Raw genomic sequence first — 23,460 nt, forward strand, 5'->3', positions numbered from 1 at the left:
GCGCCCGCCGACCCGCCCCGACGGGGCAAGCTGACCTCTCGGCCAGAGGCCAGCGCCGGCCCGAACCTCGGGCCAAAGCGGCCGGCACCTCGTGGACCAGCGTGCGGACGTCAACCGCAGCGCTGCGCTCGCCCTTCCCGCGACCCCGTCGGCCCGCCCTGACGGGGCGGGCCGACCTCATGGCCGGGGCCAACCGCGGCCCGAACCTCAGGCCAGGGCGGCCAGCGCCGTGTGAACCAGTGTGCGGACACCGACCATCAGCGCCCGCTCGTCGAGGGTGAAGGTGGGGCGGTGGATGTCGGCTTGGGGCGCGGGTGGGCCGGGCCACACGCCGAGGCGGGCGAAGGCACCCTGGACGTGCTCGAGGTACCAGCCGAAGTCCTCGCCGCCGGAGGACTGCTCCGTGCCGGCCAGGCCCTGTTCGCCGAGGGCGGCTTCGACGCCCGCGCGCAGCAGCGCCGTGGACTCCGGGTCGGAGACGACCGGGGGCACGCCGCGGCGGTAGTCGAGCGAGAAGCCGACGCCGGTGGGCGCGAGCAGCGACTCCACGGACGACGCGACGAGCGGTTCGAGCGCCGTCCACACCTCGTGGTCGGCCGTGCGCAGGGTGCCGCGCAGCACGCCGTCCTGCGGGACCGCGTTGGCGGCCTGGCCGGCGTGCACCGCGCCCCACACGAGCACCGTGCCCGAGCGCGGGTCGACGCGGCGGGACAGCACCGACGGCAGCGACGTGATGACCGTGCCCAGCGCGTACACGAGGTCCGCGGTGAGGTGCGGCCGCGACGTGTGGCCGCCGGGCGAGGTCAGGCGCAGCTCGATCAGGTCGGCGGCCGAGGTCAGCGCGCCCACGCGGGTGCCGATCTTGCCGACTTCCAACCGCGGGTCGCAGTGCAGGCCGTAGATCCGTTCGACGCCTTCGAGCGCACCCGCCGCGATCATGTCCAGCGCGCCGCCGGGCATGACCTCCTCGGCGGCCTGGAAGATCAGGCGCACACGGCCGGGCAGCTCGGGCGCGCCGGCCAGCGCGCGGGCCGCGCCCAGCAGGATGGCGGTGTGGGCGTCGTGCCCGCACATGTGGGCCGCGCCCTCCGTGGTGGAGGCGTACGGCAGCCCCGTGTCCTCCGTCAGCGGCAGCGCGTCCATGTCGGCCCGGAGCGCGACGCAGCGTTCGCCCTGGCCGATGTCGCACACCACGCCGGTGCCGCCGGGCAGCACCCACGGCTTGAGACCGACGGCGCGCAGCAGCGACACGACCAGCTCGGTCGTCGCGAACTCGTGCCGCGACAGCTCCGGGTGGGCATGAATGTGGCGGCGCCACGCGAGCACGTCGGTGACGTTGGCCCGCAGCCAGTCGTCCAGCCAGAACGGGCCGCGACCCGCACCGAGATCCTCCACAGGTGCCATGCTGACGCCGGCTTCGGTGATCAGCGCGGTGGGCGCCTCGATCGGGTTGGCCATGCGCCCCTCGGAATCACCTGGAACGTCCGGACGTGAATCAAGCACAGTCACGCCGCACCTCCTCCCGCAACACGGGTGGTGCCTGGGGACCCGCACCGTGCCGTTCGATCTGTCGTACGCATTTGCAGATGATCGTGCACCATGCAGGTGGCAAGCCGCTCGCCGCGGCGGGGGAGCCGAGACGGCCGGTACCGGATCTGCGTTGAACGGCCCGACGAAATTCGGTCTGGGTGAACGGGCCCGTTCAGCCGTTGCCCTTCTTGCGCTTCCGCCGCCCGAAGAACACGATCGCGAGCAGCACGACGGCGATCCCGCCCGCGATCAGCTTGTTCCGCGTCTTCTGCGCGTTGGCCTTGTCGGTCTGCGTCGGGTCCAGCACCGGGCCCGGCGCCGCCTGCTGCGGGGCCGGGAGCAGCGCTTCCGCAGGTGCCGCCGTCCGCGCCGGCACCTGCACGTGAGCCTGAGCCGGCGCCACGACGACGGCCGCCTCCGCCGGAGCCGCGCAGTAGAACAACGCGCCCAGCAGGCCGACCAGCAGCAGTCCCCGCACCTTCGCCATGACATCCCTTCTACGGCACTGCGTCGCATTCTGCCCGCCGAACGCCCGCGACGTCAGCCGCCACGCGGTGGAGCCCCTCCGCTCAGCTCGCGCCACCGCCCGCCGACCGCACCTCCGCACGGTAACCGGTCGTCACGGAGCGTGGAGCGGTCATGAGGTCAGACCAAAGTCACTTCGGGGGACCGTTCGTCAGCCGAACGGGGCCGTTGGTCCACCGAGGGTGGGTCTGGTGGGCGTTTCACTGCGTCGGTGTCTCGAACGGGGGTTGGTGGGTGGTGGGTCAGCCGTCCGTCGGGGTTGGTGGGTGGTGGCTCCGCAATCGACCGCGAAGTTGGCGATCGCGGCTCCGCTGGCAGCTGAGTTTCCGGGCGGTGACTGCGCAAACGACTACGACATTGGCGGTGGCGGCTCCCCCGTCAGCTGGGTTGGCGGCCGATGGCTCCGCAATCGGCTGCGAAGTAGGCGGTGATGGCTCCGTCGACAGTTGGGCTGGCGGGCGGGGACTCCGCAATCGACTGTGAAGTTGGCGGTGTTGGCTCCGCCCTCCGCAGGGTTGGCGGGCGGTGGCCTCACAACCATCTACGGAGTTGGCAAAGGTGGCTCCACCGTCTACGAAGTGTCGCCTTGTTACTCCGCATTCATCCACAAGGCGCTCGCGGCGGGCGGAGTTGTCCACAGATTTCGTTTCGGCAGTTTTCCGAGGTCAGGGGCCGATAGACTGGGATGGGGACGACCCCCAAGGGAGGGCGGGGGCTGTCTGGCGGGGCCGGTGAGGTTCAACTAGCGAGCCTTCGGACGGCGAAAAGTTGCGGCGGCAGCAGCTGCGCGGGTTGCCAAGCCGGTGGTGCCCGCCCGGAGCTTGGCCGAGCGGATCACCATCGGGGATTCGGAATCGGGGATCGACCCGCGGAGGCACAGCGGGCGATTGCGGCCGCGCCAAGTCGGCCGGTCTCCACGATCAACTGAGCACCGCAGCCAGACGAGACCAGGGCCGCCGCATACCACCAGCGCGATCGCTGAAGAACGACCGGCAACGCCAGGCGGGAGCTGTATCCATCGGCGGAGGCCGCCCCGGCACAAAACCCAGCTCAGCCGTCCGTTGGTTCCCCGAACGCCGTCAAGATCCGGTCCGCCGCCAGTGTCGCCGTGAGTTCGCCGGCGCGGACGGCGCGTTCGACGTCGGCGACCTGGGCGCGCACCGAAGGGTGCGAGGTCAGGCGGTCCAGCAACTGCTCGCGGACCATCGACCAAGTCCAGTCGACCTGTTGTTGGCGGCGGCGGTCGGCGAGCTCGCCCGATTCCTGCATCAGCGAGCGGTGCCGGCCGATGGTCGCCCAGACCTCGTCGAGGCCCGAGCCCTCCAGGGCGCTGCAGGTGAGCACCGGCGGCGTCCACGGGGCGTCCTTGCCGTAGATCATCCGCAGGGCGCCGGACAGCTCCCGGGCGGCGCGGGCGGCGTCGCGCGCGTGCGGGCCGTCGGCCTTGTTCACGGCGATGACGTCCGCCAGTTCGAGCACGCCCTTCTTGATGCCCTGCAGCTGGTCGCCCGTGCGGGCCAGAGTCAGGAACAGGAAGGAGTCGACCATGTTGGCCACCGCGACCTCGGACTGGCCGACGCCGACGGTCTCCACCAGCACCACGTCGAAGCCCGCGGCCTCCATCAGCACGATCGTCTCGCGAGTCGCCCGCGCGACCCCGCCCAGAGTTCCCGAGGTCGGCGACGGCCGGATGAAGGCCCGGGGATCCACGGCCAAGCGGGACATCCGGGTCTTGTCACCGAGGATCGAGCCCCCCGTGCGGGTGGACGACGGGTCGACGGCCAGCACGGCGACGCGGTGGCCGGCCGCCGTGAGGTCGGTGCCCAGCTGGTCGATGAAAGTCGACTTGCCGACGCCGGGGACGCCCGTGATACCGACTCGCTGGGCGCCGCCGGCGTGTGGCAGCAGCTCGACGAGCAGTTCCTGCGCCTGGGCCCGGTGGTCGGCCCGGTGCGACTCGACCAGCGTGATCGCCTTGGACAGGGTGCCGCGGTCGCCCGCGAGCACGCCCTTCGCGTAGGCGGCGACGTCGATCCTGCGCGGCAAGGCTCAGGACTCCTGGTGCGCGAGCTGCTCCAGCAGGCCGATCGCCGCGTCGGCGATGACCGTGCCGGGCCCGAAGATGGCGGCGGCACCGGCGGCACGCAACTCGTCGTAGTCCTGCGGCGGGATGACGCCACCCACGACGACCATGATGTCGGACCGGCCCAGCTCCGCCAGCTCGTGCCGCAGCGCCGGCACCAGCGACAGGTGCCCGGCAGCCAGCGAGGACACGCCGATCACGTGCACGTCCGCCTCCGAAGCCTGCCGCGCGACCTCGCCGGGCGTGGAGAACAGCGGGCCGACGTCGACGTCGAAGCCGAGGTCGGCGAAGCCGGTGGCAATCACCTTCTGGCCGCGGTCGTGGCCGTCCTGGCCCATCTTCGCGATCAGGATGCGTGGCCGGCGCCCCTCGTCCTCGGCGAACTTCTCGACCAGCGCACGGGCCTTCTCGACGTTGTCCGACTTCCCCACCTCTTCCCGGTACACACCGGAGATCGTGCGGATCTGCCCGGAGTGGCGGCCCCAGATCGTCTCCAGCGCGTCGGAGATCTCGCCGACGGTCGCCTTCGCCCGCGCCGCGTCGATGGCCAGCGCCAGCAGGTTCCCGCCGTTCTGCGCGCCCTCGGTCAGCCGCCGCAACGCGTCTTCCGTGGCAGCGGAGTCACGCTCGGCTCGCAGCCGCCGCAACTTCTCCAGCTGCTGCGTGCGCACGCCGGCGTTGTCGACCTTCAGCACGTCGATGTCGATGTCGTCGGTGACCTGGTACTTGTTCACGCCGATCACGGGCTGGCGGCCGGAGTCGATGCGCGCCTGCGTGCGGGCGGCGGCCTCCTCGATGCGCAGCTTCGGGATGCCCTCGTCGATCGCGCGCGCCATGCCGCCCGCGCTCTCGACCTCCGTGATGTGGCCCCACGCCTTGCGCGCGAGGTCGTAGGTCAGCTTCTCCACGAACGCGCTGCCGCCCCACGGGTCGATCACCCGCGTGGTGCCCGACTCCTGCTGCAGCAGCAGCTGCGTGTTGCGGGCGATGCGCGCGGAGAAGTCGGTGGGCAGCGCAAGCGCCTCGTCGAGGGCGTTGGTGTGCAGCGACTGCGTGTGGCCCTGGGTCGCGGCCATCGCCTCGACGCAGGTGCGCGCGACGTTGTTGTAGACGTCCTGCGCGGTCAGCGACCAGCCCGACGTCTGCGAGTGCGTGCGCAGCGAAAGCGACTTCTCCGAGCGAGGATCGAACTGCTTCACCAGCTTCGCCCACAACAGCCGCGCCGCCCGCAGCTTCGCGACCTCCATGAAGAAGTTCATGCCGATCGCCCAGAAGAACGACAGCCGCGGCGCGAACTTGTCCACGTCCAACCCCGCGTCGACGCCGGCGCGGATGTACTCGACGCCGTCGGCCAGCGTGTACGCCAGCTCCAGGTCGGCGGTCGCCCCGGCCTCCTGCATGTGGTAGCCGGAGATCGAGATCGAGTTGTACTTCGGCATGTTCTGCGAGGTGAACGCGAAGATGTCGGAGATGACCCGCATCGAGGGCTGCGGCGGGTAGATGTAGGTGTTGCGGACCATGAACTCCTTGAGGATGTCGTTCTGGATCGTCCCCGCGAGCTGCTCCGGCTTCACCCCCTGCTCCTCCGCCGCGACCACGTAGAGCGCGAGCACCGGCAGCACGGCGCCGTTCATCGTCATGGACACCGACATCTTGTCCAGCGGAATGCCGTCGAAGAGCTGGCGCATGTCGTAGATCGAGTCGATCGCCACGCCCGCCATGCCGACGTCGCCGGACACGCGCGGGTGGTCGGAGTCGTAGCCACGGTGGGTGGCCAGGTCGAAGGCGACCGACAGGCCCTTCTGCCCGGCCGCGAGGTTGCGACGGTAGAACGCGTTGGACTCCTGCGCGGTGGAGAACCCGGCGTACTGCCGGATCGTCCACGGCTGGTTCACGTACATCGTGGGGTACGGCCCGCGCAGGAACGGCGCGATGCCGGGGTACGTGCCCAGGAAGTCCACATCGGACAGATCCTCGGCCGTGTACACCGGCTTCACGCCGATGCCCTCGGGCGTCTCCCAGGCCAGCGCGTCGGGGCCCTTGCCGGTGGCGTCCTGCACGGCCTGCGCCCACGCGGCGCGGTCCCCCGGCTCGGGTGTGCCGAGCGGGACGTCGGCGAAGTTCGGGATGCTCATGCGGACACTCCCAGCTTGGCGTGGATGCCGGTCAGGACTTCGAGCGCGTCGCAGCCGGCGAAGACGTTGCCGCTCACGCCCGGGTAGCTCGCCTTGCCCGCGAGCAACACCGTATCGGCGCCGAGCGACGCGGCGACGTCGGCCGCCTGCTCTTCGTACGCGGCGTCGGTGCCGCAGAGGCACGCGATGCGCGCCCCGCTTTCCCGGAACGCGGCGGGCAGATCGTCGGTGGCGCCCGGGTTCACGGCCTCGAGGCCGCCGGCCTGGAACAGGTTCGCGGCGAACCCGGCACGCGTGGTGTGCGCGGCGACGGGGCCGAGCGTGGCGAGGAAGACCTTCGGCCGTTCCCCGTGCGCGGCCAGGTACGCGTCCGACGCGTCGCGCAGCCGCTCGAACGCTTCGGCGTAGCGGTGCCGCGGCAGCCCACCGTCCACAGTGGAGCCGGCCGCTTCCCTGGTCACGGGTTTCTCGCCCAGGTTCGGGAACTCGCTCACGCCGGTGATCGGGTCGCGGCGCGTGGCCAGCCGCTTCGCGCGCTTCTCCCACGTCGTGGCCAGCCGCCCGGCCAGCGCTCCCGAGGCCAGCTCGGCCTCGACGCCGCCCGCGCCTTCGATCGCGGTGAACTCGGCCCACGCGGCCTTGGCCAGCTCGTCGGTGAGCTGCTCTACGTACCAGGAACCACCGGCCGGGTCGATCACGCTGCCCAGCTTCGACTCCTCCAGCAGCACCGCGTTGGTGTTGCGGGCGATGCGCGCGGAGAACGCGTCGGGCAGGCCGATCGCCGAGTCGAACGGCAGCACGGTCACGGCGTCCGCACCGCCGACGCCCGCGGCGAAGCACGCGACGGTGGTGCGCAGCATGTTCACCCACGGGTCGCGCTGCGTCAGCATCGCGGGCGAGGTCACGGCGTGCTGGTGCATACCACGCGCACCGGCGGGCGCACCCGAAACTTCGAGCACACGGTCCCACAGCCGGCGCGCGGCGCGGAACTTGGCGATGGTGAGGAACTGGTCGGCCGTGGCGGCCAGGCGGAACTCCAGCTGCGCGGCCGCGGCGGAGACGTCCAGACCGGCTTCGGTCAGCGCCCGCAGGTAGGCGACGCCGACGGCGATCGTCGCGCCCAGCTCCTGCGCGTCGGAACCGCCGGCCTCGTGGAACGGCAGGCCGTCGGCCACGAGCGTGCGCACCTTCGGGTACTTCGCCGCGACGCGCGCGGCCAGCTCGGCGGCCGGGGCGACGGGCAGCGCTTCACCCGTGCGCGCGCCGACGCCGATCGGGTCCGCGCCGAGCACCGCGATCGCCTCACTGGGCGGAATTTCGCGCTCGGCCAACACGTCCAGCAGCGCTTCGGCCGCGGCGGCGTACTCGGCGCCGGCGTCGAGGACCACGGGCGCGAGGTCGAGGTAGACCTCGTTGAGCGCGTCGGCCAGCGCGTCGAGCGGGAGCGCTTCGCCGCCGACGCGCAGCCACACGGACGTGGCGCCGCCTTCGAGGTCGGCGAGGATCGCGGTGTTGGTGGCCTTCGCGTCGGCGCGCAGGTGGCGCACTCGCACGTCCCACCCGGTGCCGATCACGCCTTCGGGCCGCGTGCCGCGGACGAACGGCGGCAGCCCCGGGTAGCCGGGCTCACCGACGGCGTCTTCGCGCGTGTACAGCGGCTGGATGTCGATGCCGTCGTACGTGTGGGTGACGAGTTTGCTCTCCGGCGCCCCCGCGAAGTCCTCCGGCAGGCGGCCGCTCTTGCGCAGCACTCCCGCCACGAGTTCCTGCCACCGGGCCCGGTCGGCGGCCGGAAACTCGGCCGCCAGCGCGAGCTCGGGTTCGGAGATCGGCACCGACTCCGGCCCAGCCACGTTCGTCATACCCAGTGATGGTAGAGGCACGCCAGTGCCGGCACCTGTGACTCTAGTCGCCCCACCAGAGTGTTCAGGGGTATCCGCGGAACACGGGTGGGCAGGTCTTGCACACTGGGTCGAAGAGTGTCGGTGCCTTACGACACAATCAGGGGGTGTCCTCCTCGAAGGAAGAGCCGACCCCAGCAGAGTCGGGTGCCGCCGAGCCGCAGTCCCGTGTGGTCGCCGGGCGCTACCGGCTGCGATCCGTGCTCGGTTCGGGGTCGATGGGCACGGTGTGGTCGGCCTACGACGAGTTCCTCCACCGGCCGGTGGCCGTCAAGGAGATGAAGCTGCCGCCGGGCGTGCCGGCGTCGCAGGCGGACGAGCTGCGGGAGCGGACGCTGCGCGAGGCGCGCGCGATCGCGGTGCTGTCCCACCCGAACGTGATCATCCTTCACGACGTCGCGCGCGACAACAACGAACCGTTCGTGGTCATGGAGCTGCTGCCTTCGCGCAGCCTCGCGCACATCCTGCGCGACCACGGGCCGTTGAGCGTGGAGCAGGCGGCCGCCGTCGGCATCGCCGTCGCCGCCGCGCTCGAAGCGGCGCACGACGCGGGCATCACGCACCGCGACGTGAAGCCGGGCAACGTCCTCGTGGCCGGCGACGGGCGGATCAAGCTCACCGACTTCGGCATCGCGCGCAACGTTTCCGAAGCCACGATGACGCGCACCGGGATCATGCTCGGCTCGCCCGCGTACATCGCGCCGGAGGTCGCGTCGGGGGGCGCGGTCACGCCGGCGGCCGACCTGTGGGGCCTGGGCGCGACGCTGTTCGCCGCGGTCGAGGGTGCGCCGCCGTACGACGCGGACGGCGATCCACTGGAGACAGTCGGCAAGGTCGTGAACGGCTCGGTGCCCAAGCCGAAGCCGGGCCCGCTGGCCGACGTGATCGCCGCGTTGATGAAAAAGGAGCCGGAGAAGCGGATCTCGCTGCGCGAGGTGCGCCACCGCCTGTACCCGTTGCAGGGCAAGACAGCGCTGGACCTGTTCGGCCCGGAGTTGTTCCGCACGCCGGACGGGAAGAAGACCTCGGCGCAGCTCGACGCGACCGACACGCAGGTGCTGGAGACGGTGGCACCGACCGACAAGAAGTCGGAGGCCAGTGGCGCGCTGGCGGCGGACCCGGGCCCGTTGCCGTTCCTGCGTCAGGGCCCGGCACCTGCTGTCGCGGCTCCGGTTGCTTCTGTCTCGCCGCGCCGCAGTCCGCGGGCGTCGGCGTTGCTGGCGGTGGCGGTGGTGGTGCTGTTCCTCATCGCCGGTGTCGGCGGATTCGCGCTGGCCCGGTTGATCAGCGGGCAGTCGCTGATCCCGCCGGCCGGCAGCGCGGCCTCCGCCGGGGCGCCGAGCACGACCGCGCCGCCGCAGGACGTGAAGCTGGTGGAGCAGCGCGGCAACGCGAGCGAAACGGCCAACGTCTCGCGCGACACCGCGTACGTCGTCTCGGTGCCGGAAGGCTGGCTGCGCTTCATCGCCGCACGGACGTCGAACATCGTCGGCTCGTCCACGGTCGTGCAGTACGTCTCGCCGGACGGGCGCGAGTCGCTGCGCATCGAGCGCTTCCCGAACTTTTTCAAGAAGCACGATGTCTCGGACTACGAGGCGAGCGTGCGGGCCGGGACCGACGCCGGCGCGTTCGCCCTCGTCAAGGAAGCCAAGACAGCGACGGGAACCGAGATGGTCTACCGCACCGCGGAGCGCGGCCGCTCCGGGCAGAGCGGCGCCGACTCCTCGGTCACCCGCACGACCTTCGCGGTGCTGAAGTCCTCGGGTGACGCGCTGTGGGCCGTATCGCTCACGGTGCCGTCGGAGATCGAGCCCGACGGCGTCACCACGTGGGACAAGATCGAGCCGACGCTGTCGTTCCCGGCCGAGCAGTAGGGCTCAGCGGTAGGGGTTCAGCCCAGTCCGTTGGGATAACGCCGGCCGGATTCGGCCGCCTGCGCGAGGCGGCGCAGGCCCGCGAACAGCCGGTCGCCCAGCACCGTGCCGACCACGGCCGCCTCCACGATCCGGTCCAGCGACGGCTGCGCGGCGAGCGTGTCGAGGTCGACCTCGGCGATGCGGTCGGCGAGCTTGGCGTAGTCCTCGATGCGGTCGAGCAGCGCGGGGTGACCGAGCGCGCGGATCGTGCACAGCGTGGTGATCAGCCCGGGCGCCGCGGGGTGCTCGGGTGCGAACTTCCAGCCGTGGGCGGCGGTCACCTTTTCCAGGACGTCCAGCGCCCACGCGCGGGCCTCCTCGTCGACGTCGGTCGCGCCGCCGACGAGGGCGCGCTGGGTGACGCCGAGGACCTCGTTGGTGGGCTCGCCCGCGTCGATCGCCGCGAGCACGCCGCCGACGGTGGCCACCGACAGGCCGCCGACGTCGAGCAACGCGCGGATGAGCTTGAGGCGCTGCACGTGCTCGTCGCCGTAACGCGCCTGGTTGGGGCTGGTGCGCTCGCCCGGGTGGAGCAGGCCTTCGCGCAGGTAGTACTTGATCGTCGCGACCGGCATGCCGGACTCGGCGCTCAGTTCGGCCATCCGCACGGCCGCATCAACTCCCTGGAACTCGGGGGAAAACCCTGAGGACTTCTCAGCTTGGATAGTCTAGCTTCCCATAATGGATACTGTGACTATCCATCCTGGGAGGGACGCCATGACCTTGCTTTCGAGGCTTCCGAGCCGAACGAACACCTGGCACCGACCGTCCACGCTCTTCGCGGCGGCGCTCGTCGTCACGGCGCTGGCCTGCGTCATCGCGATGGTGGTGGACCAGCGCACGGTGCTGGGCGCGCCCGTGTGGGCGAAGCTGCTGAAGTTCGCCATTTCGGGTGCGCTGTACTTCTTCACCTGGGGCTGGCTCGTGTCGCTGCTGCCCCGCTTCCGCCGGACCGCGCACGTCGCCACGAACGTGGCCATCGCGGTGTTCACCGCCGAGTACGTGGTGATGGTGTTCCAGGCCGCGCGCGGCCGGCCCAGCCACTTCAACAACGCGACGCCCCTGGACAACACGCTGTTCCAGATCATGGGCGGCATGATCGCCGTCCTCTGGGTCGCGACGCTCGTGCTCACGATCCTGCTGATGTTCACGCGCCTCGAAGACCGCGCCACCCACTGGGCCGTGCGCACCGGCGCGGTCATCTCGCTCATCGGCATCGGCCTCGGCGCCCTCATGACGGGCCCCACGGCCGCCCAGCAGGCGTCGCTCAACGCCACCGGTACGTCGGCGTTGATCGGCGCCCACAGCGTCGGCGTCGCCGACGGCGGCCCCGGCCTGCCGATCCTCGGCTGGAGCACCACCGGCGGTGACCTGCGGATCCCGCACTTCACGGGGATGCACGCCTTGCAGCTACTTCCGCTGGTCGCGCTGGGCCTGGGCCTGCTCGCGTCGCGAGTACCGCGCCTTCGCGACAGCGCGGTCCGCGTCCGGCTGGTGTGGGTCGCGAGCCTCGGCTACGCGGGCCTCGTCGCCCTCGTCACCTGGCAAGCCCTGCGCGGCGAGTCCTTGATCCACCCGACCACCCCGACCCTCGCGGCCTTCGGCGCCCTGCTCGCCGCCGTGGCACTGGCCGGCTTCGCCTCGGTGCACCGCCCGACCCGCGAGCTCGTGCGATGACCGCGCTCAGCCACCCACCTCGTCGGGAGGTCCCGCGATGACCCAGCAGTTGTTCACCTGGACCTTCCCCCTCGCCACGCCCTTCTGGCTGCTCATGATCTTCGCCCCCGGCTGGCGGTGGACGCGGCGGGTCATGGCGTCGCCGTGGGTGCCGTTGTTGCCGTTGGTGTGTTACTTCGCCATCGCGGTCCCGCACTTCGGGGAGCTGTGGCAGGCGGTGAGCCGGCCGGACCTTTCCCTGTTGCAAGCGTTTGCGGGGTCGCCGGCGGGGGCGGCTCTGGTCTGGGCGCAGCTGATCGCGTTCGACTTGTTCCTCGGGCGGTGGATGTTCTTCGAGGGGCGCCGGCTGAAGATGCCGTGGTGGCAGGTCAGCCCAGTGCTGGTGCTGACGATCTTCCTGTCGCCGTTCGGGCTGGTGGTGTTCCTGGCGCTGCGCAGTGCCCGGATACGCTCGGCGCCATGACCAACCACGAGGAAGCGGCCGCGGCCGCCATCGCCGAGCGGACCGGCGTCGAGAAGCACGACATCGCCGTGGTGCTGGGCTCGGGCTGGCGCCCGGCCGCGGACGTGATCGGGACGGCCGAGGCGGAGATCCCGTTCGGAGAGCTGCCCGGTTTCACCACTCCCGGCGCCGTGGGGCACGGCGGGACCGTCCGGTCGCTGAAGATCGGCGACAAGCGCGCGCTGGTGCTGCTCGGCCGCACGCATTTCTACGAGGGCAAGGGCATCGACCCGGTGGTGCACAACGTGCGCACCGCGGCCGCGGCCGGCGCGCGCACCGTGCTGCTCACCAACGCGGCCGGCGGCCTGCGCGAGGGCTTCAGCGTCGGGCAGCCGGTGCTGATCTCCGACCACCTCAACCTCACGGCCCGCTCGCCGATCGTCGGCGCGAATTTCGTGGACCTCACCGACCTCTACTCCGCCCGCCTGCGCGGCCTCGCCAAGGAGATCGACGGTTCGCTGGAGGAAGGCGTCTACGCCGGCCTCACCGGCCCCCACTTCGAGACGCCCGCCGAGATCCGCATGCTGCGCACGATGGGCGCGGACCTCGTCGGCATGTCGACGGTCCTGGAGGCCATCGCGGCCCGCGCCGCCGGGGTCGAGGTGTTCGGGCTGTCGCTCGTCACCAACCTCGCCGCCGGCATGACGGGTGAGCCGCTCAACCACGAAGAGGTCCTCGAAGCCGGCCGCCAGGCGGCCACGCGCATGGGTTCGCTGCTCAAGGAACTCATCGCCCGCGCGTGACACAAGGGCGCCTCGAGGAATCGAGGCGCCCTTCACATCAGACGTAGTCGGGCAGCTGCGCGGCAACCTCGTCCGGCGACGGCATCGCCGCGACTTCGGCCGCCAGCGCCCGCACGGCGTCGGCCACGGCCGAGTCCGCCAGCAGCCGCCGGGCCTTCTCCCGCACGGCTTCCGTCGTCACGGCGTCGCCCACCAGCTGGTCACCCACGCCGGCCGCGGTCACGGCCTCGGCGTTGCTGAACTGGTCCGCCCCCTGCGGCAGCACGAGCTGCGGCACCCCCGCGGTGAAGGCACCCATCGTCGTACCGCTGCCGCCGTGGTGCACCACGAGGTCGACGTGCGGCAACAGCTCCGACTGCGGCACCCACGCCTCGAGCCGCACGTTCGCCGGCACCTCACCGAGCGCAGCGACGTCGACCGACGGCCCGGTCGCCACCAGCACGTCGACGTCCAGCGCCGCTAGCCCGCTGATCGCCGAGGTCAGGATGTGGGCCTGGCTCATCGGCGTGGTGCCCAGCGTCAGATAGACGAGCGGCCGCTCGTGATCCACGACGCCCGCGGGCAGGTCACCCGGCTCGCTCCAGCCCACCGGACGCAACGGCAGCCGCCGCGCGCCCGCCAGGAACTCCGGCGACTGCACCGACGGCGGGCAGATGTCCACGAACGGGTTGCCCCAGGAGAACTGCTCGTCGCCGGCGATCCCGAGCTCGACGGCGTGTTCCTGGATCGCCGTGCGGATCCCGTCCGCGATCCCGCCGGTCGCGACCCGGCCGAAGCCGTGGCCCATCGCCGGGATCCCGGCCTTCATCGCCGCGAACGCGCCGCCGGGGTTGCCGATCTCGTAGACCAGCAGGTCGGGTCGCTGCTTCTCGAACACCGCGTCGAGATCCGCGATGAAACGATCGGGCAGCACCCGGCTGAACACGCGGGCGATGGTCGCCTCGAGTTCGGCGGGCGCCACCTCGTTGCGCTTGCTCAGGTCGCCGTCGTACTGCGCCATGAAGGCGTCCTGGATCGTCAGCCCGACGTCGACGGGCTCCAGCCCGGCCTTCTCCACCGTCGGGTGGAAGTCGGCCGCCGTCGCGAACACGACGTCGTGCCCGGCCTTCCGGGCGGCGACGGCGAGCGGGAGCAGCGGGTAGAGGTGGCCATAGGACGCGAGGGAGGTGAAGATCAATCGCACTTTCCCGAGAGTAACGGCTTTTCCCGCCACCTCGAGGCAGTTTCCGACAGAACCTCGGCAGTTCTTCGTTGCTCCGTAACGGATCCTCGGGGCGAAAAGACGAATTCGGTCACTCCGGCGTCACGCAGCCGCCCCAGCTGAGTGGCGACGGAGTCCTCGTCTCCCACCACTGCCACGTCACCCGCCCCGGCCACGCCTTCGCGCTCGAAGACCGCGGCGTACTCCGGCGACGAAGCGGCCAGCGCGAAGTTCGCCGAAATCCGTTACCGGACCGGTTTCCTCGGCGGTGACGCCCGGCGATCACCCGCTTGCCACCCCGGATCGACGGCACGACGTACTCCCCCAACGTCCGCGGCCCGGCCGGCCACGTCACCGTGCCGTCGGCCAGCTCGCCGGCGACCCGCAGCATCGCGGGCCCAAGGCCGCCACGCCCACGGACGGCGGCCGCGCACACGGCACCACCACGGACCCGAACGCCGTGAGCAACTCGCCGGAAAACGCGACGCTTTCCCCACTCAGCAACGGAATCAGCACCTCGTGGCACTCCCGCACCCGCCGACCCACCGGCAGCCCCACCATCCTGGCGATCCCCACCCCGACGTCAACCAAGACAGCGGAGCAGATCCTGGCGGCGTTCGCGAGGCCGAACCGGTCCCGAAACCCGGCAGATTCCGACGGGCCGGCCGACCCCGCCGAGACAAAGCCCCCGCCCTCCCTGGCAGGGTTCCGGCAAAGTCTTTGTGTTGGTTAGGTGGGGATTCCGAGCAGGGTGAGGGCTCGGGTGGCGTCGCGGGCGGTGTGGCGGAGTGCTTGGGCGATGTTGGTGTGTCCGGCTTGGCGGAGGGCGCTGGTGGCGAGGTTGCGGAGGCTGGCCATGACGCGGGGTGCGGTGCCGGTGCGGGCGCGGGATGTGCCTTCGTTGTAGGTGACGTCGCGGACCCAGTGGAGTTTGTTTTCGATGTGCCAGTGGCCGCGGACGTAGTGTCCGATGTGGGCGGGGTGAGCCCAGGGGCCGGTGAGGCTGGTGATGCCGAGTGCGGCGTGGGCGGAGCGTTTCCGGCTGGTGTGGTGGGTGGTGTAGCGCTCGATGAGGAACGCGTGGGTGGCGTGGGGGAAGTCGATGGTGGGGTAGTCGTTGAATGGGCCCAGGGGTGCGAGTTGGACGGTGCGGCGTTCGCTGCGGCCGTGCCCGCGGCCATCGGCGATGTGGGTGGGGATCTGGTGCCAGGGCAGGGTGTCGAGCAGGCCGTAGAGGCGGTGCTGGTTTTGTTTGACGGTGAACACGTAGTCCGCGCCGCGGTGATGCAGGTAGCGGGCGTGGTCGGCGGTGGTGTGCAGGGCGTCGGCGGTGACGACCCGTCCCGTTAGCTCGATCTGGTCCAGCAGGGGTTGGAACCAGGTGATTTCGCTGCTCCCGACCGGAACCTGGCGTTGACCGAGGACCATGGCTGTGTCGTGGGTGATCGCGCACAGCAGGTGTACTCCGGCGCCGCCGGCACGGGTGAACGTGCCGCGCAAGGATTTGCCGTCGACCGCCACTGCCACCGGCGCGGTCTCGCCCGGGTCGGTGTTATCGGTGTCGCGCTCGGCGAGCCAGCTGCTGATCGCGTCGTCGAGAATGTCGCCGTCGACCCGGCCGACCACGCGGCGCACGGTGGCTTCATCGGGCGCCACAAACCGGTCTCGGCGGTGATCGAATCGGGCGCCCAGTGTGGCCAGCACCGGTTGCGGGGCGTCGGCGGCCCATTCGCCGATCGCGGTGAACGACTGCGCTCCCGCCACCACGGCCGCGGCGGCGAGCGCCAGGATTGACCCGAGGGAATGCCGCACACCTCGTCGATCTCGTGGATCAGGCACATCGGCGAAATGTCTGCGCAGGTCACCAGCCCAGCCCGGGTCGGTATCGGCGGCAATGACCGGGGCCAGACGATCACGCACGACAGGGATCAGGCACGATGACGCAGCGGGCACGGCTCTCTCACACGATCATGGGACTTCGACAATCACATGATCAACGAGAGTCGTGCCCGCCCTGCAACCAGGCCACAAGACTTTGCCGGAACCCTGGCCCTCCCTGGGGGGCGTCCCCGTCCCAGTCTATCGGCCCCTGACCTCGAAAAACGTCCCGAGCCGAATCTGTGGACAACCTCGCCGCGAGCGCGTCGCCTGTGGACAACCGCGACAAGGCCTCGCCATGAAGCTTCACACCACTCGAACGGGGCGCCGACCCATTCAAGGCCAGTCCGGCCAGGAGGCCACCCGAGATCCATCCAGATCCACCCCACCTCAGCCAGGTAGGCAGCCCCGATGCGCGCCAACGCCCGCCGCAATTACGAGCGGCTGCTCGCGACCGCCGTCGAGGTCGTCGCGGAGCTGCTCGGTGCCGAGGAAGGCCGCGAGCACCACGCGAAAATCCTCGACGCCGGCCACCGCCTCCTGTCGCGAGCGCAGCAGGCGGGCGAGGCGAACGAAGCCACCGACATCGACGACCTGCTCTTGCTCGTCAACGCGATCTCCCAGGCCACCGAGGACGACGCCGAGCGGGCCGACGCCCTGCTCACCGTCGTCGTGGCCGGGGTTCGGCGGTCCAAACCCGTAGAGTGACCCGGTGCAGAACACGATTACCCCCGAGCTGCGCGACGCCGCCCACCGGTGGATCGCCGAAGACCCCGACCCGTCGACGCGCGAGGAGCTGCGGCAAGTGCTCGACCGCGCGCTCGCGGGTGACGCCACCGCGGCCGGCGACGTCGCCGACCGGATGGCGGGACCCCTGGAGTTCGGCACGGCCGGGCTGCGCGGGCCGGTGCGGGCGGGGCCGAACGGGATGAACGTCGCCGTCGTCACGCGGACCACCGCGGGTGTGGCGCGGTGGCTCGCAGACAAGGGCCTCGCGGGTGGCGTGGTCGTGGTCGGGCGCGACGCGCGGCACGGGTCGGAAGCGTTTGCGCAAGCGGCCGCCGAGGTGCTCGTCGCGGCGGGCTTCGCCGTGAAGACGATGCCGCTGCCGTTGCCGACGCCCCTGCTCGCGTACTCGGTGAAGCACTACGACGCGATCGCCGGGATCCAGATCACCGCGTCGCACAACCCGCCCGCGGACAACGGGTACAAGCTCTACGACAGCACCGGCGGCCAGATCGTGCCGCCGTCCGACGGCGAGATCGAGCAGGCCATCCAGGCCACGCCCGCGGCGGTCGACGTGCCGCGCGCGCCCGGCGCCGAGGTCGTCGACCCGCGCGCCGCGTACCTCGGCGAAGTCGCCAACCTGCCGCAGAGCCCGGAGCGCGAGCTGCGGATCGCCGCCACCGCGCTGCACGGCGTCGGCGCGGCGACGCTGGAAACGGCGCTCACCCAGGCCGGGTTCACCGACGTGCACTTCGTCGCCGAGCAGTCGCGGCCCGACGCCGACTTCCCCACCGTCTCGTTCCCCAACCCCGAGGAACCCGGCGCCACCGACCTGCTGCTGGCGCTCGCGTCCGAAGTGGACGCCGACCTCGCCGTGGCGCTCGACCCGGACGCAGACCGCTGCGCCCTGGGCGTTCGCGGCCGCGACGGCGAGTGGCGCATGCTGCGCGGCGACGAGACAGGCGTGCTGCTCGGCTCGCACCTGCTGTCCACAACGGACAGTCCCGACCCGCTCGTGGCCACCACCATCGTGTCCTCCTCGCTGCTCGGCGAGCTGGCGAAGGCCGCGGGCGCGCGTTATGCGGAGACGCTCACCGGCTTCAAGTGGCTGGTCCGCGCGGGCGAGGGACTGATCTTCGCCTACGAGGAGGCGCTCGGCCTCTGCGTGAACCCGGGCTTCGTGCGGGACAAGGACGGCATCGCCGCGTCGGTGTTCGCCGCCGGGTTCGCCGCTGAGCTCAAGGCCGCGGGCCGGACGCCGCTCGACGTGCTCGACGACATCGCCACCCGCCACGGTGTGCACCTGACGGACCAGGTTTCCTTGCGCGTCACCGACCTCGCCGTGCGCGGCCGGCTGATGGCGGGCCTGCGCGCCGAGCCGCCGGTGACACTCGGCGGCACACCTGTCACGCAGGAAGACCTCCTGCCCGACGCCGACGTGCTGCGGCTGCGCGGCGAAGGCCTGCGCGTGGTGATCCGCCCGTCGGGCACCGAGCCGAAGCTGAAGGCCTACCTGCAGGTGGTCACGCCGGTGATCGGTGACCTCGCGGCGGCGCGCGAAACCGCTTCCGCGCGGCTCAGCGCGGTGCGGGCGGACATAAACACGCTGCTGAGCTGAGCGGGACCGGGATCCCGGGTTCGACGTCGCGGCCGAGCAGGCTCGGTCCGAGCAGGCCGACGACGTCGACCAGCAGCAGCACCACGAACGCCACGATGAACTCCCGCCGCCGCAAGACGACGGCGAAGATCAGGCCGACCACCGCGGGCACCATCCACGGCCACAGCCGGTCCACCTCGCCGGTCCAGTCGCCGGGCGAGAAGATCGCGTCGGCGAACGCGGAGAAGACCAGTGCGATCGTGCAGACCAGCCCGGCTATGCCGAGCAGTACGAGTGCGGCCACGGAAAGAAGGGGCCGCAGTCTCTCCCCCATCACCGGACCCAGCCTGCCCGCGCGTGGACACGGGCACAAGTGGCAGGCTGCGGTCATGGCCACGCTGTTACTCGTGCACCACACCCCATCGCCGTCGATGCAGGCGATGTTCGAAGCCGTGCTCGCCGGCGCGAAGCACCCGGACATCGAAGGCGTCGACGTCGTCCGCCGCCCCGCGCTCGGCGCGACCGCCGCCGACGTGCTGGCCGCCGACGGTTACCTGCTCGGCACTCCCGCGAACCTCGGCAGCATGAGCGGTGCCCTGAAACACTTCTTCGACACCGTTTATTACCCGTGCCTCGACTCGACGCGCGGCCGGCCGTTCGGCGCGTACGTGCACGGCAACAACGACACGGCCGGCACCGCGCGCCAGCTCGCGTCGATCACCACGGGGCTGGGCTGGACGCAGGTCGCGGACCCCGTGCTGCTCACGGGCGAACCCGACAAGGCGGCGCTAGAAGCGTTGCAGGAGCTGGGTGCGACGGTGGCCGCGACGCTCATGGACTGACCGGCCCGGAGAGACAACCCGGAAATTAAAGGGGCCTGTCACCGGAAGCCCTGGGGGTCGACCTCCGGCAACAGGCCAGATCAAGGGTTCGCTACGAGGCGATCAACCTTGACCACGCAAGCGTACTACAAATGGCTGATCACGGCGAGCCAGGCGCAGGACAAGATCCCGCTCCGGGTTCCGAACACCCCCAGAGTGCGGACGTGTCCGAAGCGGGACACGGCCACTGTAAACCACTGCATACAGGTGGTGTCAACAGGTGCGTACAGTGGACTCGGCGCTACTATCCGGACAAGGGAGAAGGGGGCGGTGATGCCACGCCAACGCACCTTCGCGGAGAAGCTGAGCACGCTCATCGACTCGTCCCGGGCGGACGGCCGCGCACCGCACAGCTACCGGGAGATGTCGGCGGCGATCGAGCGTGCGGGCGGGCCCGCGATGTCCCCGGCATACCTGCAGCAGCTGGCGACGGGCAAGCGGATCAACCCGAAGATCCACTACGTCGAGGCGCTGGCGAAGCTGTTCGGGGTGCCGGTCACGTACTTCTTCGACGACGAGGACGAGCGCGCTTCCGGAGACGCCCCGACCCTCGAGGCCAAGCTGATGGCCATGCGGGCGCAAGAGCTGTCTCCGCAGGGCCGGCGGCAGGTGATGGACCTGCTCGACCTCGTCGAGCGCTACGAGCGCGCCGAACGGGAAGGCCACAGCGGACCGTGAAGGAACGCGAACTCCGCAAACGCTGCCGGCGGCTGCTGAAGGACCTCGGTATCAGCCCGCCGCTCGACGTCGGGCAGCTCTGCGCACGCCTCGGCGAGCGCCGCGGCCGCCCGATCCGGCTCATGGCCTACCCGCTCGAGGTGCCCGGCCCGTTCGGCTGCTGGATCGCGACCGCCACCGCCGACTACATCTTCTTCCAGCAGGAAACCACGAAAGCCCACCAGGACCACATCATCCTGCACGAGCTCGGCCACCTGCTCGCCGACCACGAGCCGGGCGGCGACGCGGAGCCGGCCGACTTCCTGCGGGGCCCGGCCGTGGAAAGCCTCGACGGCGACGCCGTGCGCCGCGCGTTGCGTCGCACCTCCTACGACGAGGCCCACGAGTGGGAGGCCGAGACCGTGGCCACGATCATCCTCGAGTGGGCGTCGGTGCTGAACTACACGATCCCGCGCGCTGCGGCCGACCACGACCTGCGGCGCATCCAAGGCACGTTGGGCGACCACCAGGGCTGGCTGTGACCGCCGCGCTTTTCGTCCTCTTCTCCGCTGCGCTCGCCTGGCGCGTCTACCAGCTGGTGCGCTCGCCGCGGCTGCCGAACTGGGCCGTCACGGTCACGATCGCCGCGTTCGCCCTGGCGTTCCTCGCCCAGCAACGTGGGGTCACCACGTGGTTCGACGGCCTGACCGCGCCCGGTGGCGCGCGACTGGCGAACAACGTGCTGCTCTCGTGCGGCGTCTGCTCGCTGCTGATCTTCTTCCTCGGCTCCGCGCTCGGCCCGCGCCAGGCCCGCCGCGTCGCGCTGGAGCTCGTGCCGCTGGCCGCCGCGATCGCCGTGATGACGGTGGCGCTGGCGATCACGCCGGTGCCGCTGCGGGGCGCCGCGCTCGGGCCGGACACCGTGCACGAGCCCGGGATCGCGTTGTTCTACTTCGGTGGTGGCGCGTACCTGATCTACGCGATCACGGCGTGCGCGGTGTGGATCGGGCGCTACCAGCGCGTGGCCGACCCGCACCTGCGCACAGGCCTGCGCATCGGCGCGGCGAGCCTCGTCGCCGCGGCGGCCGGCAGCGTGTTCCGGGCCCTGTACCTGGTGCTGGCGTGGGTGTTCGACGTGACCGTGCCGGCGTTGCTGTGGCTCGGGGTGCCGCTGGTGATCCTCGGCAGCGTGCTGTTCCTGGCCGGCATCACCTACCCCGGCGTGCGCGCCCGCGTGGCGGCCGTCGTCCGGCGGCGCCGGCACCGGGCCGACCACCACCGGCTCGCTCCACTGTGGACGTTGCTCGTGGCCGCGTACCCGAGCATCGTGCTGCGGACGCCGCCGGGCAGCGGACTGCGCGACCGGTTCGCCGTGCACCGCCGCTACTACCGGCGCGTGATCGAGATCCGCGACGGGCTGGTGCAGCTGAGCCCGTACCTGGAGACGGACCTGGCCTCGCTCGCGGCCGACGATCCGTCCGCCGCGGCCGCGGCACTGCGCGCCGCGCTGGCCCGGCAGGCGTCGGGTGAGGTGAGCGACGGGCGGGCCAAGCTCGTGCTGCCGGGCGGTGGCGCGGACCTGGAATCGGACGTGCGGCCGTTGCTGTCGCTGTCGACTTCTTTGGTGGGAAAGGAAAGCTGAACGGTGGACACCCTGATCACGGCGGCCCGGGTGCTGCCCCGGCCCTCGACCCCGATCGACGGCGGCGCCGTGCTGGTGCGCGACGGTGAGATCGTCGCGGTCGGCCGGCCCGACGAGGTGGCCGCGGCGGCCGTGAACCCCGTGGTGCGCGACTTCCCGGACGCGACGGTGCTGGCGGGGCTGGTCAACTCCCACGTGCACCTGTGCTTCGACGCCACCCGCGAGATGCTGCCGAACTTCCTGGCCAGTGACGACACCGAGGTCGCGATCGGCGCCGAGGAACGGCTCGGGCAGCTGCTGCGCGCCGGCGTCACGACCGTCCGCGACCTCGGCGGCCGTACCGTGCTGAAGCCGGCCGGCGGACCACGGGTGCTCGCGGCCGGGCCGCCGCTGACCGTCCCGGAGGGACACTGCCACTTCTTCGGCGGCGTGGTCTCCTCCGACGCCGAGATCCGCGCGCGGATCGACGCCAACGCGGCCGCGGGCGCCGACGTGATCAAGGTGATGGCCGGCGGCGGCCAGATCACGCCCGGTGGCGCGGAAATGTGGGAGTCGCAGTTCGACGCGCGGCAGCTGAGCGTGGTCGTCTCACAGGCCGCGCGCCGCGGTCTGCCGGTCGCCGCGCACGCCCACGGCGCCGACGCGATCGCCGACTGCACCGAGGCCGGTGTCGCGACGATCGAGCACTGCACGTTCATGACCGGGCCGCAGCAGACCGACCTGCGCCCGGAGGTCGCGCGCCGCATGGCCAAGGGCGGCGTCTCGGCGTGCTCCACGAGCAGCCGCAACTGGCGGATGATGGTCGAGCGCATGGGCGAGGACCTCGCACGCCGCGTCTACGGGCGGTTGCCGTGGCTGGAGGAACACGGCGTGCGCCTGCTCTCGGGCACCGACGCGGGCCTGCCCGGCTCCCCGTTCGACGACCCCGTGGGCGCGCTGGAGCTGTACGAATGGCTCGGCTTCTCGCGGCGGCGGATCCTCGAGATCGCCACCGAGGACAGCGCGGCGGGCCTCGGCCTCGGCTCGGTCACGGGCCGGCTGGAGCCCGGGCTGGCGGCCGACCTGCTGGTGGTCGACGGTGATCCGCTGGCCGAGCTGGCGGCGCTGGGCAAGCCGCTGCTGGTCATGGCGCAGGGCGTCGTGGCCGCCTGAATTTCTGAGCAGGGTCGATCTTGACCTTGATCACGCTCCCTTTCGATACACCGACGTATTGAGTACGCTCGTGTATCGAAAGCGGGAGGCCTGATGATCGAACCGACGGCGGACCGCGTGCCGCGCCGTCGTGCGGAGACCCGCCGGCGTCTGCTCGAAGCCGCTCTCCCGGTGTTCGCCGAGGAGGGCTTCGGACGGTCCACAGTGGAGCAGATCTGCGAGCGCGCGGGCTACACGCGCGGTGCGTTCTACTCGAACTTCGCCTCGCTCGACGAGCTGTTCCTGGCCATGTGGGAAGGACGGTCGGCGGCGATGATCGCGGCCGTGCGCGCGGCGTTCGACGCGTTCGCGCCGGTCGAGCTGCCCGACGTGCGAGCGATCGTGGAGCGCGTGCTGCCCGCGATCCCCGTGGACGACGCGTGGTTCCGCGTGAGCGCCGAGTTCACCGCCCACGCCCTGCGCAACCCAGGCCTGCGGCGCGTGATGACCGCGCGCGAGGAAGCCATCGCCGAAGCGCTCATGCCGCTGATGGTCGAGCTGCTCGCGCGGGCCGGCCGCTCGATCCCCGACCCGGTGGCGCTGGGCCAGGCGCTCGTCGCGATGCACGACGGCACCAGCGTGCAGTGCCTGATGGACCCCGACAACCCGCTCGTGTGGCAGCGGCGCCGCGACCTGTGCGTACAGGTGATCACGGCCTACACCGAGGAGACTTGA

General features: G+C 71.3%; 21 protein-coding genes. 12 read left to right on the forward strand and 9 right to left on the reverse strand.

What is annotated here, in order from left to right; genetic code table 11:
- Window positions 1-207 precede the first annotated feature (207 nt).
- The 5 genes from AB0878_RS01470 to AB0878_RS01490 all read right to left on the reverse strand — a co-directional run bounded on the left by AB0878_RS01470 (window position 208) and on the right by AB0878_RS01490 (window position 8,135).
- Window positions 208-1,509 carry an amidohydrolase gene (locus AB0878_RS01470; protein WP_366575461.1) on the reverse strand — a complete coding sequence of 434 codons (1,302 nt, stop codon included), beginning with the start codon at window positions 1,507-1,509 and terminating at the stop codon, window positions 208-210.
- Between the two features lie 193 nt (window positions 1,510-1,702).
- Window positions 1,703-2,017: a hypothetical protein gene (locus AB0878_RS01475; protein WP_366575463.1), complete on the reverse strand. Its 315-nt coding sequence runs from the start codon at window positions 2,015-2,017 to the stop codon at window positions 1,703-1,705.
- Window positions 2,018-3,105: 1,088 nt separating this feature from the next.
- On the reverse strand, window positions 3,106-4,101 hold the full coding sequence (gene meaB, locus AB0878_RS01480) for a methylmalonyl Co-A mutase-associated GTPase MeaB (RefSeq protein ID WP_366575465.1): 996 nt from the start codon (window positions 4,099-4,101) through the stop codon (window positions 3,106-3,108).
- A 3-nt stretch (window positions 4,102-4,104) separates the two neighbouring features.
- Window positions 4,105-6,273: a methylmalonyl-CoA mutase gene (scpA, locus tag AB0878_RS01485; RefSeq protein WP_366575466.1), complete on the reverse strand. Its 2,169-nt coding sequence runs from the start codon at window positions 6,271-6,273 to the stop codon at window positions 4,105-4,107.
- Window positions 6,270-8,135 (reverse strand): methylmalonyl-CoA mutase subunit beta, encoded by a 1,866-nt coding sequence (locus AB0878_RS01490; protein ID WP_366575468.1) that lies wholly within the window; start codon window positions 8,133-8,135, stop codon window positions 6,270-6,272. Before AB0878_RS01490 ends, scpA begins: the two co-directional genes overlap by 4 nt.
- A gap of 209 nt (window positions 8,136-8,344) precedes the next feature.
- Here AB0878_RS01490 and AB0878_RS01495 point away from each other — a divergent pair, with 209 nt between their 5' ends.
- On the forward strand, window positions 8,345-10,048 hold the full coding sequence (locus AB0878_RS01495) for a serine/threonine-protein kinase (protein ID WP_366575943.1): 1,704 nt from the start codon (window positions 8,345-8,347) through the stop codon (window positions 10,046-10,048).
- Window positions 10,049-10,065: 17 nt separating this feature from the next.
- On the opposite strand, the gene AB0878_RS01500 is transcribed toward AB0878_RS01495, so the two are convergent.
- Window positions 10,066-10,692, reverse strand: a complete 627-nt coding sequence (locus AB0878_RS01500) for a MerR family transcriptional regulator (protein WP_366575945.1) — start codon at window positions 10,690-10,692, stop codon at window positions 10,066-10,068.
- Between the two features lie 115 nt (window positions 10,693-10,807).
- Between AB0878_RS01500 and AB0878_RS01505 the strand changes: the two genes are divergently transcribed.
- Genes AB0878_RS01505 through AB0878_RS01515 form a run of 3 tightly spaced genes read left to right on the forward strand, consistent with a single transcriptional unit; the run spans window position 10,808 to window position 13,012 of the window.
- Window positions 10,808-11,767, forward strand: coding sequence for a hypothetical protein (locus tag AB0878_RS01505; RefSeq protein WP_366575470.1), 960 nt, complete (start codon window positions 10,808-10,810; stop codon window positions 11,765-11,767).
- A gap of 37 nt (window positions 11,768-11,804) precedes the next feature.
- Entirely contained in the window at window positions 11,805-12,230 is a 426-nt protein-coding gene (locus AB0878_RS01510; protein ID WP_366575472.1) for an ABA4-like family protein, read from the forward strand.
- Window positions 12,227-13,012: a purine-nucleoside phosphorylase gene (locus AB0878_RS01515; protein WP_366575473.1), complete on the forward strand. Its 786-nt coding sequence runs from the start codon at window positions 12,227-12,229 to the stop codon at window positions 13,010-13,012. Before AB0878_RS01510 ends, AB0878_RS01515 begins: the two co-directional genes overlap by 4 nt.
- A gap of 37 nt (window positions 13,013-13,049) precedes the next feature.
- Here AB0878_RS01515 and AB0878_RS01520 read toward each other — a convergent pair whose 3' ends face one another.
- Together AB0878_RS01520 and AB0878_RS01525 are read right to left on the reverse strand one after the other, a co-directional pair.
- On the reverse strand, window positions 13,050-14,195 hold the full coding sequence (locus AB0878_RS01520) for a glycosyltransferase (protein WP_366575475.1): 1,146 nt from the start codon (window positions 14,193-14,195) through the stop codon (window positions 13,050-13,052).
- Between the two features lie 747 nt (window positions 14,196-14,942).
- Window positions 14,943-16,073 (reverse strand): ISAs1 family transposase, encoded by a 1,131-nt coding sequence (locus AB0878_RS01525; RefSeq protein ID WP_366575947.1) that lies wholly within the window; start codon window positions 16,071-16,073, stop codon window positions 14,943-14,945.
- A 429-nt stretch (window positions 16,074-16,502) separates the two neighbouring features.
- On the opposite strand from AB0878_RS01525, the gene AB0878_RS01530 reads away from it, so the two are divergent.
- Complete coding sequence (locus tag AB0878_RS01530; protein WP_366575477.1) at window positions 16,503-16,799, forward strand: hypothetical protein; 297 nt, start codon at window positions 16,503-16,505, stop codon at window positions 16,797-16,799.
- A gap of 4 nt (window positions 16,800-16,803) precedes the next feature.
- Window positions 16,804-18,435 carry a phospho-sugar mutase gene (locus AB0878_RS01535; protein WP_366575479.1) on the forward strand — a complete coding sequence of 544 codons (1,632 nt, stop codon included), beginning with the start codon at window positions 16,804-16,806 and terminating at the stop codon, window positions 18,433-18,435.
- Here AB0878_RS01535 and AB0878_RS01540 read toward each other — a convergent pair.
- The gene (locus AB0878_RS01540; RefSeq protein ID WP_366575481.1) at window positions 18,395-18,718 is read right to left on the reverse strand and encodes a hypothetical protein; all 324 of its coding nucleotides are present in this window, start codon (window positions 18,716-18,718) and stop codon (window positions 18,395-18,397) included. The genes AB0878_RS01535 and AB0878_RS01540 overlap by 41 nt on opposite strands.
- Window positions 18,719-18,803: 85 nt before the next feature.
- Here AB0878_RS01540 and AB0878_RS01545 point away from each other — a divergent pair, with 85 nt between their 5' ends.
- The 6 genes from AB0878_RS01545 to AB0878_RS01570 all read left to right on the forward strand — a co-directional run bounded on the left by AB0878_RS01545 (window position 18,804) and on the right by AB0878_RS01570 (window position 23,460).
- Complete coding sequence (locus AB0878_RS01545) at window positions 18,804-19,256, forward strand: NAD(P)H-dependent oxidoreductase (protein WP_366575482.1); 453 nt, start codon at window positions 18,804-18,806, stop codon at window positions 19,254-19,256.
- 312 nt (window positions 19,257-19,568) lie between these two features.
- Complete coding sequence (locus tag AB0878_RS01550) at window positions 19,569-19,973, forward strand: helix-turn-helix transcriptional regulator (RefSeq protein ID WP_366575484.1); 405 nt, start codon at window positions 19,569-19,571, stop codon at window positions 19,971-19,973.
- Window positions 19,970-20,494 (forward strand): hypothetical protein, encoded by a 525-nt coding sequence (locus AB0878_RS01555; protein ID WP_366575486.1) that lies wholly within the window; start codon window positions 19,970-19,972, stop codon window positions 20,492-20,494. Before AB0878_RS01550 ends, AB0878_RS01555 begins: the two co-directional genes overlap by 4 nt.
- A complete protein-coding gene (locus tag AB0878_RS01560) occupies window positions 20,491-21,594 on the forward strand; it encodes an MAB_1171c family putative transporter (RefSeq protein WP_366575487.1) in 1,104 nt (367 codons plus the stop codon). Before AB0878_RS01555 ends, AB0878_RS01560 begins: the two co-directional genes overlap by 4 nt.
- Before the next feature lie 3 nt (window positions 21,595-21,597).
- Window positions 21,598-22,746: an amidohydrolase family protein gene (locus AB0878_RS01565; protein ID WP_366575489.1), complete on the forward strand. Its 1,149-nt coding sequence runs from the start codon at window positions 21,598-21,600 to the stop codon at window positions 22,744-22,746.
- Between the two features lie 93 nt (window positions 22,747-22,839).
- Window positions 22,840-23,460, forward strand: coding sequence for a TetR/AcrR family transcriptional regulator (locus AB0878_RS01570; RefSeq protein ID WP_366575490.1), 621 nt, complete (start codon window positions 22,840-22,842; stop codon window positions 23,458-23,460).

This window comes from Amycolatopsis sp. NPDC047767, assembly GCF_040704195.1.
In the GTDB taxonomy this organism is placed as follows: Bacteria; Actinomycetota; Actinomycetes; order Mycobacteriales; family Pseudonocardiaceae; genus Amycolatopsis.

Excerpts from the sequence above, each read along its gene's own strand:
- AB0878_RS01475 (WP_366575463.1), bottom strand. The coding sequence starts at position 2,017 with ATGGCGAAGGTGCGGGGACTGCTGCTGGTCGGCCTGCTGGGCGCGTTG.
- scpA (WP_366575466.1), bottom strand. The coding sequence starts at position 6,273 with ATGAGCATCCCGAACTTCGCCGACGTCCCGCTCGGCACACCCGAGCCG.
- AB0878_RS01490 (WP_366575468.1), bottom strand. The coding sequence starts at position 8,135 with ATGACGAACGTGGCTGGGCCGGAGTCGGTGCCGATCTCCGAACCCGAG.
- AB0878_RS01500 (WP_366575945.1), bottom strand. The coding sequence starts at position 10,692 with ATGGCCGAACTGAGCGCCGAGTCCGGCATGCCGGTCGCGACGATCAAG.
- AB0878_RS01505 (WP_366575470.1), top strand. The coding sequence starts at position 10,808 with ATGACCTTGCTTTCGAGGCTTCCGAGCCGAACGAACACCTGGCACCGA.
- AB0878_RS01510 (WP_366575472.1), top strand. The coding sequence starts at position 11,805 with ATGACCCAGCAGTTGTTCACCTGGACCTTCCCCCTCGCCACGCCCTTC.
- AB0878_RS01515 (WP_366575473.1), top strand. The coding sequence starts at position 12,227 with ATGACCAACCACGAGGAAGCGGCCGCGGCCGCCATCGCCGAGCGGACC.
- AB0878_RS01530 (WP_366575477.1), top strand. The coding sequence starts at position 16,503 with ATGCGCGCCAACGCCCGCCGCAATTACGAGCGGCTGCTCGCGACCGCC.
- AB0878_RS01545 (WP_366575482.1), top strand. The coding sequence starts at position 18,804 with ATGGCCACGCTGTTACTCGTGCACCACACCCCATCGCCGTCGATGCAG.
- AB0878_RS01550 (WP_366575484.1), top strand. The coding sequence starts at position 19,569 with ATGCCACGCCAACGCACCTTCGCGGAGAAGCTGAGCACGCTCATCGAC.
- AB0878_RS01570 (WP_366575490.1), top strand. The coding sequence starts at position 22,840 with ATGATCGAACCGACGGCGGACCGCGTGCCGCGCCGTCGTGCGGAGACC.